The sequence below is a fragment of the Acinetobacter sp. D009 genome (genome assembly GCF_038562025.1).
Classification (GTDB): domain Bacteria; phylum Pseudomonadota; class Gammaproteobacteria; order Pseudomonadales; family Moraxellaceae; genus Acinetobacter; species Acinetobacter pittii.
The window spans coordinates 3,218,484-3,232,102 of the sequence record NZ_CP151886.1 but is presented as its reverse complement, the minus strand read 5'-3'; the positions used below and the strand labels follow the sequence as shown (position 1 = coordinate 3,232,102).

15 protein-coding genes are annotated in these 13,619 nt (G+C 38.6%); 6 read left to right on the top strand and 9 right to left on the bottom strand.

The features are described from left to right. The first annotated feature begins 187 nt into the window (after window positions 1-187). Window positions 188-949, top strand: coding sequence for a tRNA threonylcarbamoyladenosine dehydratase (locus AAC388_RS15440; RefSeq protein WP_032005232.1), 762 nt, complete (start codon window positions 188-190; stop codon window positions 947-949). Window positions 950-1,013: 64 nt separating this feature from the next. Here AAC388_RS15440 and AAC388_RS15435 read toward each other — a convergent pair whose 3' ends face one another. Further along, complete coding sequence (locus AAC388_RS15435; RefSeq protein ID WP_130119434.1) at window positions 1,014-1,136, bottom strand: hypothetical protein; 123 nt, start codon at window positions 1,134-1,136, stop codon at window positions 1,014-1,016. A 96-nt stretch (window positions 1,137-1,232) separates the two neighbouring features. Between AAC388_RS15435 and AAC388_RS15430 the strand changes: the two genes are divergently transcribed. Then, a complete protein-coding gene (locus AAC388_RS15430) occupies window positions 1,233-2,132 on the top strand; it encodes a LysR family transcriptional regulator (RefSeq protein ID WP_081313452.1) in 900 nt (299 codons plus the stop codon). An 8-nt stretch (window positions 2,133-2,140) separates the two neighbouring features. Here AAC388_RS15430 and AAC388_RS15425 read toward each other — a convergent pair whose 3' ends face one another. The 5 genes from AAC388_RS15425 to AAC388_RS15405 all read right to left on the bottom strand — a co-directional run bounded on the left by AAC388_RS15425 (window position 2,141) and on the right by AAC388_RS15405 (window position 6,747). Further along, the gene (locus AAC388_RS15425) at window positions 2,141-2,653 is read right to left on the bottom strand and encodes a hypothetical protein (RefSeq protein ID WP_304398127.1); all 513 of its coding nucleotides are present in this window, start codon (window positions 2,651-2,653) and stop codon (window positions 2,141-2,143) included. A 335-nt stretch (window positions 2,654-2,988) separates the two neighbouring features. Further along, the gene (gene dusA, locus AAC388_RS15420) at window positions 2,989-3,993 is read right to left on the bottom strand and encodes a tRNA dihydrouridine(20/20a) synthase DusA (protein WP_204085847.1); all 1,005 of its coding nucleotides are present in this window, start codon (window positions 3,991-3,993) and stop codon (window positions 2,989-2,991) included. A 142-nt stretch (window positions 3,994-4,135) separates the two neighbouring features. After that, window positions 4,136-5,326: an MFS transporter gene (locus AAC388_RS15415; RefSeq protein WP_342370889.1), complete on the bottom strand. Its 1,191-nt coding sequence runs from the start codon at window positions 5,324-5,326 to the stop codon at window positions 4,136-4,138. Between the two features lie 15 nt (window positions 5,327-5,341). Beyond that, on the bottom strand, window positions 5,342-5,752 hold the full coding sequence (locus tag AAC388_RS15410) for a RidA family protein (protein WP_032007078.1): 411 nt from the start codon (window positions 5,750-5,752) through the stop codon (window positions 5,342-5,344). Window positions 5,753-5,820: 68 nt separating this feature from the next. After that, the gene (locus tag AAC388_RS15405) at window positions 5,821-6,747 is read right to left on the bottom strand and encodes a DMT family transporter (RefSeq protein ID WP_206259011.1); all 927 of its coding nucleotides are present in this window, start codon (window positions 6,745-6,747) and stop codon (window positions 5,821-5,823) included. Window positions 6,748-6,985: 238 nt separating this feature from the next. Here AAC388_RS15405 and AAC388_RS15400 point away from each other — a divergent pair, with 238 nt between their 5' ends. Genes AAC388_RS15400 through AAC388_RS15390 form a run of 3 tightly spaced genes read left to right on the top strand, consistent with a single transcriptional unit; the run spans window position 6,986 to window position 9,906 of the window. Next, window positions 6,986-8,113 carry a Re/Si-specific NAD(P)(+) transhydrogenase subunit alpha gene (locus tag AAC388_RS15400; RefSeq protein ID WP_342370888.1) on the top strand — a complete coding sequence of 376 codons (1,128 nt, stop codon included), beginning with the start codon at window positions 6,986-6,988 and terminating at the stop codon, window positions 8,111-8,113. Between the two features lie 11 nt (window positions 8,114-8,124). Next, a complete protein-coding gene (locus AAC388_RS15395; RefSeq protein ID WP_000230434.1) occupies window positions 8,125-8,439 on the top strand; it encodes a proton-translocating transhydrogenase family protein in 315 nt (104 codons plus the stop codon). Between the two features lie 12 nt (window positions 8,440-8,451). Further along, window positions 8,452-9,906, top strand: coding sequence for an NAD(P)(+) transhydrogenase (Re/Si-specific) subunit beta (locus AAC388_RS15390; RefSeq protein ID WP_005079030.1), 1,455 nt, complete (start codon window positions 8,452-8,454; stop codon window positions 9,904-9,906). 55 nt (window positions 9,907-9,961) lie between these two features. Here AAC388_RS15390 and AAC388_RS15385 read toward each other — a convergent pair whose 3' ends face one another. After that, the gene (locus AAC388_RS15385) at window positions 9,962-10,783 is read right to left on the bottom strand and encodes an SDR family NAD(P)-dependent oxidoreductase (RefSeq protein WP_284091163.1); all 822 of its coding nucleotides are present in this window, start codon (window positions 10,781-10,783) and stop codon (window positions 9,962-9,964) included. Window positions 10,784-11,044: 261 nt separating this feature from the next. On the opposite strand from AAC388_RS15385, the gene AAC388_RS15380 reads away from it, so the two are divergent. Continuing rightward, a complete protein-coding gene (locus AAC388_RS15380; protein WP_342370887.1) occupies window positions 11,045-12,292 on the top strand; it encodes a hypothetical protein in 1,248 nt (415 codons plus the stop codon). A gap of 47 nt (window positions 12,293-12,339) precedes the next feature. On the opposite strand, the gene rsfS is transcribed toward AAC388_RS15380, so the two are convergent. Further along, the gene (gene rsfS, locus AAC388_RS15375) at window positions 12,340-12,741 is read right to left on the bottom strand and encodes a ribosome silencing factor (RefSeq protein ID WP_001047580.1); all 402 of its coding nucleotides are present in this window, start codon (window positions 12,739-12,741) and stop codon (window positions 12,340-12,342) included. 81 nt (window positions 12,742-12,822) lie between these two features. Further along, window positions 12,823-13,617: a TIM barrel protein gene (locus AAC388_RS15370; protein WP_002117284.1), complete on the bottom strand. Its 795-nt coding sequence runs from the start codon at window positions 13,615-13,617 to the stop codon at window positions 12,823-12,825. Window positions 13,618-13,619 lie beyond the last annotated feature (2 nt).

Sequence of the window (13,619 nt, the reverse complement as noted above, 5' to 3'; positions counted from 1 at the left end):
CATCCATGCCGCCTGTCACACTAGTAATCAATAGTTTAAATCTTAAGCCGTATAATTTGATTAATAATCATAAGACTTGTCGTGAGTTTAAATATTACAGTCTCAAGTTTTCTTTGATCTAAAATACACTTTCTTCTGAAAAGCAGTAAAATACTCTCCGTGTTTTATATCCCCTCAAAGAGTAGCAATGACCGATCTCCAACAAGATGAATATGACCGCCGTTTTGCAGGTGTAGCCAAAGTTTATGGTGATTCATCGTTCCAGCACTATGAAAAAAGTCATGTGATGGTGATTGGTATTGGTGGTGTCGGTAGTTGGGCGGTAGAAGCTTTAGCGCGTACAGGTATTGGTGAGATTACACTAGTAGATATGGATGTGGTTGCAGCATCAAATGTGAATCGTCAGTTACCTGCAATGACATCAACTCTGGGTTGTGAAAAAGTTGAGATTATGGCGGAGCGTTGTCGCCAAATTAACCCACGTATTAAGGTTAATATTATTGATGACTTTTTAACGTCTGAAAATGTCACAGAGCTTTTAAACCCTGTACCAGACATTGTTTTGGACTGCATCGATGACGTTAAAGCAAAACTGGCTTTAATGCTTCATTGTCGTTTTAATAAAATTCCTTTAATTGTGTCGGGCGGAGCAGGTGGTAAGCTCGATCCACTTAAAATCCGCGTAGCTGATTTATCAAAAACAGAACAAGATCCGATGTTAGCGAAGCTACGTAGTCAACTTCGTGCTCGAGGCATCTGTAAAAAGCCAAAAGAGAAATTTGGTATTACCTGTATTTACTCAATCGATAACCCATTTTCAAGTGCAGATGTTTGCCCATCAGCGGGCTTACGTTGTGGTGGCTATGGGTCAGCGGTAGTGGTGACTTCAAGCTTTGCTATGATTGCTGTGGCTGAAGTTTTGAAAAAGCTTGATTTAAAGAAAGCCTAATTTAAATATTGAAAAGGCATGTGCTTATGTAAGTGCATGCCTTTTTATTTTTGAGAGAAACTATTTAATCATACAGCTCTATGTTGTCTTGTTTGGGCTGTGTGGGTAACTGCTGATCATAAAATTTAAAGCACCATAAAATTAGAACAACAACGGTGAAAATGATAAACCCTTTTAAATACTTCATGAATAATTCAATCAATTGAATGGTCTTGATAAAATTCTAGCGAAGGCTATCTATCTAATCTAATATGGAAAATAGACCTAATAATCTAATTTTGAGATGGTTATGCTCACATTAAAACAATTTCAATATTTTATAAAAATTGTTGAAGAAGGGAGTTTTACTGCTGCTTCAGAGAAACTATTCATTGCTCAGTCTGCTTTAAGTCGGCAAATGAAGTTATTAGAGGAAGAAATTGATTTTCAGCTATTTGATCGTACTGATAAGAAAGTAAAACTCACGGCGGCAGGAGAGGTCTTCTATAAAAAAATTAAAGATAATATGCATTATTTAAATGAGATCATTGGAGTTTCTAAGAATATTGCAGAAGGAAAAAATCGTCAGATTAAAATTGCTCATTCGAGCAGTATTATTATGGATGATAAAAAGGTTCAGATATTAAAAGAAATTAGCTTAACGCAACAAATCAATTTTGAGATAAATACCTTGTCATCTGAGCATCAGATTTTGGCTTTACTGAATGGGGAAATTGATATTGGTTTGATTAGACCACCAGTTCGGCACACATTAGATGACGTCAATGTTATTAAATTATATGAAGAACCTTTAATGGTGGCCGTGCACATTGATCATGCTAAGTTTACAAATAAAGAGAAGGTGAGTGCCAAAGATTTAAAAGATGAATACTTTGTTTCTACCCCTCATTCTAAAAGAGGTGGATTAAGCTATTTGGTCTCAAATCTATGTTTAGCCGCAGGATTTACCCCACAAAAAGCTCCAATTCAGTCGCGTAAGATTTCACAGTTACAACTCGTGGCTGCAAATGTTGGTGTAAGTATTGTACCTGAAGAGTTTCAGCAGATCTTGCCTGCTCACGTGAAACTATTGCCTTTAACCGATTTGTTATCACTTTCTGAAGTGGTTTTGATTTATAAAAAAGATCATGATGAAATGATTCAGCATTGTACTGAACTCATTTATCAAACGTTTCAATCTTAGAAAAATGATTAAGCGGCTAATCTATAGTAAGTATAAGTTACGCTGTCATCTTTATAGACGTCATAGCTATTTTGTTTGAAGTCAGAGACCCATTCACTTCCAGTATATCCTGCGATGTGTCCATAAACGTGGTTACGGGTTCTGTGAATGATGTAAATGTCACCTTCTTGAGGTTCGTCGAAGGCTGGATCAATTTGTTTATAGCCAATCTTTTTGAGAGTATCGCCCCAATCTGAAGCTGCGATTGGGTGGTTTTCAACATTAGCACCAGCAGATTCGAGTGCAAGACGGATACTACGTGCGCATCTAGCTTTACTGCGTCTAGAAGTAACGCTTTCTAATTTTTCTACAAACTTTTCTACATCGATGGGTGGGTTGGTTGAAGTTTGAGTTTGATGATTATTGGGTTTCATAGTGAAAGGATAAGGGAGGCTTGGTGTGCTGTGCGATACAACAATGGCTGCCTGATTTGAATCCTGATACATGTAATTATCAGCTACTTGTCCGTCATAAATAATCATCGTGAAATCTCTACCGTGCTACCCATGTCCATATTAAAAAAATCACCACCTACCTGTGGCGTTCAGAGATACTAATAGGCGTATCTTAAAAGTTTTGTGTATGTTATGTAATAACGTATCTTTTTTCCAGAGGTGTCTGCTTTGGAGCGAAAATATACTTATCAAAAGAGGTGGTCAAAAATTGTGAAATTTAAATTATTGATATCATTGTAAATAAATAACTAATCAGAGCTTAAATATGAATATTTTGTTCCAACATTTGCGAATATACTCAAAATCTAAGTCTCTGATTTAAAATGCCACATTTTCTTACAATTTAAGAAGTCGTCGCCAACTTAAACCTGCTGCTCTTTTACATATTCTTCAGTGCGAATCATGGCTACTCGCATGTTCTGAATTGCATTTTCAACATCAGCTAAAGTCTTTGCATTTCCGCCACTTAGTGCTTGGCGCCATTTACGAGCACCCGGTAAGTTTTGGAATAAACCTAAAATATGACGTGTAATGATTGAAAGGGGAGCACCTTCAGCCATGCGTTGCTCAATATAAGGCAGCATTTGTTCCATAATATCGAAACGATCTGGCGCTTCTAAATTCCAAAGCTGTCCCAGTTCTGCGAGTAGGTAAGGGTTATGATAGGCTTCACGGCCAATCATGACACCATCAACATGTTGTAAATGAACTTGAGTTTCGGCAAAAGTTTTAATTCCGCCGTTAATTTCAATGGTTAGATGGGGGCGTTCTTGCTTTAAGCGGTATACATCTTCGTAGCGTAAAGGAGGGACTTCTCGGTTTTCTTTTGGAGACAAACCTTTCAAAATAGCAATACGGGCATGCACAACGAAATATGTACAACCTGTTGCAGCGACAGTATCTACGAAATTTAGCATTTCTTCGTAAGACTGCATGTCATCGATACCAATACGGTGTTTGACTGTTACAGGAATCTTTACTGCTTTTTGCATATTGTGAATGCATTCAGCAACCAAGTCTGGCTCTGCCATTAAACATGCACCGATTTTATTGTTCTGTACGCGGTCACTTGGGCAGCCTACATTGAGGTTGACTTCGTCATAACCCCAGTCTTCGGCCATTTTTGTGCAAGTTGCAAGCTCTTGTGGGTTTGAACCGCCAAGCTGTAATACGATCGGGTGTTCTTGAGCATTGTAGTCTAAATGGCGTTTTGCATCGCCAAATAGAATCGCACCTGTAGTCACCATTTCTGTATAGAGCACAACGTTTGGGTTAAACAAGCGTGCAAAGAATCGGTAGTCCTTTGTAGTCCAGTCCATCATAGGTGCGACAGAAATACGAGGTTGTAACGATTGAAGTGATTGCATAGCCAATAGACCCAAAAGTCGCTAAATTAATGAAAGGGCAGCATTATACGGGGTTTAGCCTTGAATCGACAGTGGCATTTAACCGAGTAATTTATAACCACCCTTATGTTGAATATAGGGAGATGATTTATAACAATTTACTTTATGAGTGAGCGAGCTGCTTTTTTTGTAAGAAAGCATCAAGGAGACTAAATAAAATACAAAGCAGAACAAGAGCTACACCTGCAACACATGTCATAGTCCACCCGCCATGATTCCAAGCAAAAATCCCTAAGGCAGAGCCACCAGCTCCTCCAATAAAATAAGTTGTCATATAGATGGCATTAATACGAGATTTAGCATCTGGACGTAAACGGAAAATAATGCTCTGGTTGCTAGTATGAACGAGCGCGAGTGCTAATTGAATTAAAGCAAAGCCAATAACATAACTAGAAAGGAGGGTTTGTCCGAAATAGAAACAAAGCCAGCTCACCAAAAACAGTCCACAACCCATCCACGTAAGTAACCTTGTGTAGCCTTGGTCGGCATATTTACCAATATAGCGTGTTGATAATGCCCCAAAGATACCGACTAGTGGGACTAGTCCGATAAATAGATCGGGCAAATGATGTGCTGAAGTCAAAAGTAAGGCGATGGTGGAATACAAAATACTTACTGCGGCAAAGGCGAAAGCACCTGTAAGCGCTCTTAATAATAGTCGCTTTTCCTCTTTTAAGAGTTGAGCCATGGAAACAAATATTTGTCCATAGTTCATTTTCATACGCAAGACATAAGGCAGACGGCTTTTTAAGGTAAATGCCAACAGAAGCATTAATACGCCGCTAACGACATAGACTACTTTCCAGTGGAAAAGGTTGGAAAATAAGCCAGCTAGACTGGTAGAGAGTAAAATCCCGACCAATAAGCCACTCATTAAAAAACCAATGATCTCGCCAGTTTTTTCGGGTTTTACGGTCATTGTGGCAAGTGGGATGAGGACTTGGGCAGCAACAGAAAACAATCCCGCTAAAATTGTACCAATCCACAACATGGGTAAGTTCACAGCAAAAGCAGATGTAAATAGACCAACTGCGCAAAGCACCATCAAAAACGGAATAGCTTTGGCTTTATTGACAATATCACCCAATGGGACAATAAAGAGTAAACCGAGGGCATAAGACACCTGAGCAAATGTCACTGTTAAAGCAGCTTGTGCTTGAGTTACAGCAAACTCTTGCTGAATAGAGTGAATTAAAGGCTGACAATAATAATTCACACCTGCACATAAACCGCATGCTGCTGCCATCAACCAAAGCAAAGGTTTATTTTGACTGATATCTTCAGGGGTAGACATGACGTTCTCTCAGTTTTATTGGGTGTATGCCGTTGCTTCAACTTCAATAAGCATGTGTTCTAGCGCAAGGCGCGGCACAGGAATAAGTGTACAGGCAGGAAAAGGATGATTTTTCCATAAATTTTGCATAATTTTAATCAAAATTTGATGTTTTTCGACCGAGTGGTCAACAACTAAAACTCTCAATACAGCAATATTGCTAAGCTCTGCATTGGCTGCTTTTAAAGCATGTTGAATATTATCAAAAACTTGGTTCGCTTGTTCTTCAAAACTTGGGCCTAATTCACCTTGGGAATTTTCACCTCCTTGACCTGCTACATGAATAATATTCTTAAAGCTTTCCACTACAGCAACATGACTATAAGCGTTTGGCGTTGGATTATATAAAGTTGATGGATTTATGATTTTAAAAGTTTCTTGACTCATTGGAACTCAACCGTTTATTAAAATTTAGATGAGTATCCAACCTCAACTTAAGTTGAGGTCAAGAGAATTTAATGTTTTAGTCTTTTCTTTCTAAGTGTAATCATCATGACGCCGACAATATTAAGAAGGCAGCCAACCCATTGCCACATATTGAGATGTTCATTTAAAAAAGCAACGGCAAGCAAAATCGTTAAAACTGGTCCAATTGAAGCAATCATTGCAGATTGAGAGGCACCTAATCGTTCAATGCTTTGCATGAGCATAACGGTGGGTAACACGGTAACTAAAAAGCCTAAGCCAATGCCATACCAAATTACACTAGAGGGGAGTTGTAATAGAAGTTGAATAGGTTGAGGTGTGCTTAATACGTAATGAGTTAATGTGCCGATACAAGCTACAGTTAAGGCTAACCCTGTGAAATTCCAAGAGCCAAATTTCTTAATGAGAGGTGGCGTAAGCAACAAATAGCCGGCGAAAGCTACGGCACTTGCAAATACGAAACTTGTCCCTATCCAGAAGTTGCCCTGAATTGGTGCGTTGTTGTGCTCCTGAAGCATAACCAGTACCGTTCCACCATAACTAAGAAAAATGGCAAATAAACTTTTTACATCTAATTTTTGTTTGTAGAGTAAGCTTGATACGATGACAGTAAGCGTGGGATATAAAAATAGAATAATTCGTTCTAAAGAGGCACTAATAAACATAAGGCCCATGAAATCGAGCCAACTTGCAAAATAGTAGCCTAATAGACCGGCAAAAATTAAAATTAGCCAATCCTTCTTTTTTATGCCCTGATTATGATGCCTGTTAAACCAGCAAATTAATAGAAAGAACGGTAAAGCGCTTAACATACGTAAAGCCATCAGGACCGTACCGTCTACTAATGGAGAAAGGGCATAAGTCTGTTTAATAAAGATTGCTTTTGTACTGAATAGAAACGCAGAGCAAAGAGCAAAAAAAGACCCGATTTGAAACGAAGATAAAGAAATTTTCATATACAGGACTGTATAAGAGAGACTATTGTCTGCAAAAAAAGAAAAACCTTCCCATATTACACCTCTAAACAAATATCGTGAATCATCAGTTCAAAATATAGGTATTTATTAAATAAATAGTGGGTGGTATTTTAAAAAAGTTCAATTAGAATCCAAATTCTGTACAAAGAATACACATGGGGGAAACATTGCAGCTTGCAATGTTTTTGACAATGAGAAATTAGCTTGAGGAACGCTCATGCAGATCGGAATCCCAACCGAAACTGTCGTCGGTGAAAATCGTGTAGCTGCTACGCCAGAGACAGTAAAGAAGTTGATTAGCGCTGGTCATAGCGTTGTGATTGAACGTGGTGCTGGTGTAAAGGCTGCGTACATTGACAGTGCTTATGAACAGGTCGGTGCAACCATTACGGATGATGCCTATACGGGTAGTCAAATTATTTTGAAAGTTCGCGCACCACAGGGCGGGGAAATTCAGAAACTTGCAGCAAATACTGCTATTGTAGCAATGTTTGATCCTTATCGTAATACCGAGCTAGATCAGTTTGCGAATCAACAAGTGTCTGCTTTTGCTTTAGAACTGCTTCCTCGTACGCTTTCTCGTGCACAAAACATGGATGTGTTGTCTTCTCAAGCAAACTTAGCTGGTTATAAGTCAGTTTTACTTGCTGCTGCTGAATATCAACGTATGTTCCCAATGCTTATGACTGCTGCGGGTACTGTAAAGCCTGCGCGTGTTGTGATCATGGGTGTTGGGGTTGCTGGTCTACAGGCGATTGCAACTGCAAAACGTTTAGGTGCAATTGTTGAAGCGACAGACTTACGTCCTACAGCTAAAGATCAAGTTGAGTCTTTAGGTGGTAAGTGGTTAGACGTCCCAATGTCTGAAGAAGAGCAACAACGTGCAGCAGATGCCGCTAAAAATGGTTATGGATGGATGCCGGGTGAGCAATACATCAAAGACCAAGCTGCGATTGTAGATAAAGCTGTTTCTAATGCTGACATCGTGATTACTACTGCATTGCTGCCGGGGCGTGATGCGCCACGTCTGATTAAAGCTGAAACTGTTGCCAAGATGAAACCGGGCTCTGTCATTTTAGATATGGCTGTTGAAACTGGTGGTAACGTTGAAGGCTCTAAAGTTGGTGAGACTGTGTTTACAGAAAATGGCGTGAAAATTTTGGGTGTTCCAAATATTCCCGCAACTGTAGCAACAGAAGCTTCTGCATTGTATGCGCGTAACGTTTTTAATTTCGTAGAGACCCTATTCGACAAAGAGAAAAACTTTGCGATTAATCAGGAAGACGAAATCCAAAAAGCCCTATTGGTCACTCATGGCGGTCAAGTACTGCTTAAGCGTGGTTAAGGAGATTTCTCATGGTTGAAACTATTACAATTTTCGTCCTTGCCATCTTCGTAGGTTATTACGTGGTTTGGGGGGTTACGCCAGCTTTGCATACACCACTTATGGCAGTAACTAATGCGTTGTCATCTATTATTGTGGTAGGTGCGATGTTGCAAACAGTTGGTCTACCTGTTTTAGGTGTAGATGCTAACGTTGCATTTCAAAGTGTGAATGTGGTGAGCGTACTCGGTGCGATTGCAGTATTTTTGGCAAGCATTAATATTTTCGGTGGCTTTGCAGTAACTGCACGCATGCTGGAAATGTTCAAGCCTAAGCAAAAGAAATAAGAGGGCTTTGACATGGAATTTATTCAAGCAAATGCAAACTGGTTGTACCTTGTTGGCGCAATCCTCTTTATCTTGACGCTTCGTGGCTTATCTGGCCCTAAAACAGCAATTCAAGGTAACCGTTACGGTATGATCGCGATGGCGATTGCAGTTGTAACGACCTTCTTTGTTGCGAATAATCCAGTTATTTGGATGATCGTTGGGGCAATGGTGTTAGGTGCAATCGTGGGTATTGCGCGTGCACGTACAGTGCCAATGACTCAAATGCCGGAAACTGTTGCGCTTATGCACTCATTGGTGGGTTTGGCTGCGGTATTAATTGCGATTGCTGCAATTTTACATAACAACCAACTTACTGAACTATTCGCTCAAAATGAGGCGGCTTTAACAGCAGCTGGCGTGCAGCATGCACACATGAGTAAGGTTCATTTATTTGAATTGTTTGTTGGTTGTTTCGTTGGTGCGATTACCTTTACTGCATCTGTGTTTGCATACGGTAAATTGGCTGCGAAAAAATGGGCTAAAACAATTTCTGGTGCATGGGTTAAACCTGTTCAAGCACTTATCTTTGTTGCGATGTTGGCTTGTGGTTTCTACTTCTTTACAACTGGCAACATGACTGCTTTCTGGGCAATGACAGCACTTGCACTTGCATTTGGTTGGGTTTGGATTGCACCGGTCGGTGGTGGTGATATGCCTGTAGTGGTATCGCTTCTTAACTCATTCTCTGGTTGGGCAGCGGCAGGTATTGGTTTTACTCTTGAAAACAACATGTTGATCGTTGCAGGTTCGCTTGTAGGTTCATCTGGTGCGATTCTGTCGTACATCATGTGTAAAGCAATGAACCGTTCGATCATCAATGTATTGTTTGGTGGAGCAATGGGTGGTGCAGCAGTTGCATCTGCAGATAAAGGTGAACAGGTTCAACGTAACTACCGTTCAGGTTCTGCTGATGATGCTGGCTTCTTGATGTCAAATGCGGACAGCGTTGTGATTGTACCGGGTTATGGTATGGCGCAAGGTCGTGCTCAAAATGCGGTAAAAGAGTTGTGTGAACTTTTGAAAGAACAGGGTGTAACGGTTCGCTTTGCAATCCATCCGGTTGCAGGTCGTATGCCTGGTCATATGAACGTACTACTTGCTGAAGCGGACGTAGCATATGAAGACATTTTGGAAATGGATGAGATCAACTCAGACTTCCCTGCAACTGACGTAGTACTTGTAATTGGTGCAAACGACGTTGTAAACCCAGCTGCAAAAGATGATCCAAGCTCACCAATTTATGGTATGCCGATTCTTGAAGCTCATAAAGCGCGTACAATCATGGTGATTAAGCGTTCTATGGCAACTGGTTATGCTGGTCTAGACAACGATTTGTTCTATAACGAAAAAACAATGATGATCTTTGGTGATGCCAAGAAAGTTGTTGAAGATATGACAAAAGCAATTAACGGTACAGGCCACTAATTTGCTTTGAAATAAAAAAACCACCTTCGGGTGGTTTTTTATTTGAGCTGGTTTTTTAAAGAAATTTTTCTACAAGATCCATAGATTGTTGATACAGGTCACGTGCCAGTTGCTGATTTTTAGCGTGTGATGATTTCCAGTCTGGCATATGTGCACTCACATATTCACCATTACGGTTCTGCCATGCATCTCCAGTTGCCATTTCTGTAATGAGTTTTGCTGGAACTGAGGTTGGGACTAAGCCTAATTTCATCGCCGCATAGACAGGTTTGGGTAAGTCGCGATAAATATCAGAAGCAACACCACCCGGGTGTAATGCATTATTGGTAATTGAACTTCCAGCTAGCTGTTCTGCTAATGCATTACTAAATAATAAATTTGCAAGCTTCGATTGCCCATAATAGAACAGGGGATTGTAAAAACCTTCTGCACGAAACTTGTTGGGTTTAATTGAGCCCACCCAGTGGGCAATAGATGCAAGATGGATAATGCGCGCTTTAGGAGATTGTTGTAAAACTGGGAGTAGTTTTTGAGTTAATAAAAAATGACCTAAATAATTAACCCCAAATTGTTGCTCAAAGCCTTCACTGGTCAACTGTTTGGTTTTGGCAAATAAACCTGCATTATTAATAAGTACATCAAGGTTGCCATAGCGATCAGCAATTTCATCGGCGGCTTTTCTAGTTAATTCAAGACTATTTAAGTCGATAGAAACGACATCGACTTGTCCTTGGTTAAGTGGGCTTAGTTTGTTTTGTGCCTCTTGCGCTTTTTGAGGATTTCGACATGCCAAAATCACATGTTGTCCTTGTTTAACGAGTTGTTCTGCTGTGGCGAAACCTATGCCCGTATTAGCACCTGTAATTAATATCTTCACTTTCTGTACTCCGATTATGTTATTTATTGGTGGGGACTTCAAGAATTTGTATAGTGCTGCAAATTTGACAATTTGTCATGTCAAATTTAATGAAGGCTGATGACTAACTTGTAAGGTAGGCTTCTAAGAAAATGATGATTCTATTATTTTATAATTTTCTGGAAATATTAAAATCTAACTTTTTAATTTTATTGAATTAAGTTTAATATATTGATTTTAAGAATTTATAAATCAAATAAAATGAACATAGATGAGATTAGAGTGAAAATTAATCAACTTTATCTTTGGGATGGTTACCAGCGCGAAGCTGCACTCCGACAATTATCAGGATGTTTCGAGCCATCCTTATTTCCACATTTGCTACGTAAATTAAGTGATTATGTGCAAGTTAATAGACATCTCGCAGCTCGTCATTTATTAGAGTGGGCGGAGCGGTCAGATTGTGCGGATTTATGCATCACTTACTTTTTAGACATTGAGGCAATTAAGGGACGAATTCGAATTGTAGGAGAGATTGAAGATATATTGATGGATAAAATCCATCAAAATTTAGATAAAGTAAAATTAGTTTTATTATCTAAACAAGGAAAGTTGAGTAGAGCTTTATTTAATTATGCTCAGTCTAAGCAGTTAATTATTGAGTCGGAATTACTTGATATTGCTAAAAATGCAAATGATCAGTGGCTTAGACGTTATTGGATTAATTTTGCATTACAACAGAATGAAGATTTTTTAAAGTCAGAATTTCGACTATCAAAATATGTAGATGTAAAAAAAGTCCTTTTAAATCGCTTGTTGGAATTAGATGCTTTAGATAATGAAATTTTGATGATTGCTTTAAATAGTGCGAATTTATCTATTATCGATTTTGCTATTTTTGTATTGAAAAGTCGTGATTTTGATTTTAATGAATATTTTATACAATTTCAAAATAATCAGCTTGAGAATGGAAGCGTAAAAAAATGCTTATTACAAATGTTAATTTTAGAATGGAATAAACAGGATTTTTATTTATATATAGATAATTTAAATGATAAGTCTATTTTATTTATGATTTTATATAGAGCGCTTAAAATGAAGTATATTTCATTGGGTGAAGTAATTAATTTGTTCTATCGGAAACAATTAAAGCTTCCATTTTATTTGCTTCAGAAAATTGCTAAGTTGAGTACTGAGCTCAAAGAGATAGATGAACTTTATTTGCTAACTACAACACCAATTAGCTTTGTACAAAGATTAGAATTTTCTGAGAACTTATCTTTTTGGGATAAGGTGGAGTGGTTGATCCATATCGAAAAATATTGTCAAACAGATGACGAAAAGGATGTGTTGAGAGATTCTATTAAAATATTATTGAATTTAGCTAAATACCAATACTATTCCCCTTTATGGAAAAAAGACGATAAAAAAATATATTGGATCTTATTTCAGAATATGGGAAATGTTTTAAATCTCGTACATATATACCCGCAAGAATATGAAAATTTAAAAAAGCTAATAACCAAATAATATTAAAAAAGCGGCTCAAAAGAGCCGCTTTTTTTAAAAGCAAAATTTTAAGCAACCGACTCTGGAGCGGTACGCCATAAGCTTTCTAAATCATAGAATTTACGAGCTGTTGGTAGCATTACGTGTACTACAACAAAGCCGAGATCAATTAAGATCCATTCTGCATCTCGTTCACCTTCAACGCCAATCGGGCGGAAACCGGCTTTTCGAGCTTCTTCTGCAACATTGTCAGCAAGTGCTTTGACATGGCGAGTAGAAGTACCACTTGCAATTACAATAGCATCAGCGACATTGCTAATTGAGCTAACATCTAACTGGAGAATATCTTTTGCTTTTACATCAACTAAAGCGTCGTGGACGACTTTGAGACAAGCTTGTACGTCTTTATTTGAAGTGTTCATTGCGAAATCGTGAGAATTAGACACGCTGGGCGATGGTTCTAAATTCATATAGGGTATATTTTCCTGACAATTACTCACTATCTAATATAGTGGTTTTCGCACTAAATTTCAAACAGAAGTCGTAACAGTTTATATATTTACATCATCAGAAAAGTATTTTTTCTTCCATGTAAACGACTGATTTGAACCATTTTCAGGTTTATATTCCGCTGCAATATAGTTCTGATATGAACTTTGCTTTAACCAAGAAAAAATTTGTTCATAAGGAATTTGAGCTGTATCAGGCTCATGGCGGCCCGGGCAGTCTGCAAATTGAATATGACCAATTAAGTTAATGTTTTCTTGTAAACCCTCAAGTACATCTTCACCCATCATGGCCATGTGATAGCAGTCATATTGCATTTTGAGGGCAGGGTGATTGACTGCTTCAAGCATTTCTTGGCCCTGCGCAATGTTCTGCACCAAAAAGCGAGGCATATCCGTGCCATTAATCATTTCAAAAACGGGTTCTATATCATGTTCACTGAGTAAGTTGCAGGCAAGTTTTAAATTGGCTGCTAGTGTTTTTAAACAAGGAAGTAAGTCAGCATCTAGTGGTTGCTTACCCGCCAAAATATTAACACGAGGAACGTTTAAAGCCGTGGCATAGCTAATAGCCAATTCTAATGCCTCATGGAAAGCTGTTTCTTGGCCGGGAATGCCTGCTAAACCGTTTCCGCCTTGCATAAGATCACCTGCAGGCACATTAATTAAACAAAGGCTGAGGTTGTAGCGTTCGAGTTGAGTTTGAATATCTGCAATAGACAATTCATAAGGAAATTGAATTTCGACATATTCAAAGCCCTGAGCATGGGCCAGAGCAAAGCGTTCAATTAAAGGAACTTCGGTAAAAATCATGGATAAATTGACTGCAAGACGACCCATAC

Coding starts and splice junctions, on each gene's coding strand:
- AAC388_RS15440 (WP_032005232.1), top strand. CDS start 188: ATGACCGATCTCCAACAAGATGAATATGACCGCCGTTTTGCAGGTGTA.
- AAC388_RS15435 (WP_130119434.1), bottom strand. CDS start 1,136: ATGAAGTATTTAAAAGGGTTTATCATTTTCACCGTTGTTGTTCTAATT.
- AAC388_RS15430 (WP_081313452.1), top strand. CDS start 1,233: ATGGTTATGCTCACATTAAAACAATTTCAATATTTTATAAAAATTGTT.
- AAC388_RS15425 (WP_304398127.1), bottom strand. CDS start 2,653: ATGATTATTTATGACGGACAAGTAGCTGATAATTACATGTATCAGGAT.
- dusA (WP_204085847.1), bottom strand. CDS start 3,993: ATGCAATCACTTCAATCGTTACAACCTCGTATTTCTGTCGCACCTATG.
- AAC388_RS15415 (WP_342370889.1), bottom strand. CDS start 5,326: ATGTCTACCCCTGAAGATATCAGTCAAAATAAACCTTTGCTTTGGTTG.
- AAC388_RS15410 (WP_032007078.1), bottom strand. CDS start 5,752: ATGAGTCAAGAAACTTTTAAAATCATAAATCCATCAACTTTATATAAT.
- AAC388_RS15405 (WP_206259011.1), bottom strand. CDS start 6,747: ATGAAAATTTCTTTATCTTCGTTTCAAATCGGGTCTTTTTTTGCTCTT.
- AAC388_RS15400 (WP_342370888.1), top strand. CDS start 6,986: ATGCAGATCGGAATCCCAACCGAAACTGTCGTCGGTGAAAATCGTGTA.
- AAC388_RS15395 (WP_000230434.1), top strand. CDS start 8,125: ATGGTTGAAACTATTACAATTTTCGTCCTTGCCATCTTCGTAGGTTAT.
- AAC388_RS15390 (WP_005079030.1), top strand. CDS start 8,452: ATGGAATTTATTCAAGCAAATGCAAACTGGTTGTACCTTGTTGGCGCA.
- rsfS (WP_001047580.1), bottom strand. CDS start 12,741: ATGAATTTAGAACCATCGCCCAGCGTGTCTAATTCTCACGATTTCGCA.
- AAC388_RS15370 (WP_002117284.1), bottom strand. CDS start 13,617: ATGGGTCGTCTTGCAGTCAATTTATCCATGATTTTTACCGAAGTTCCT.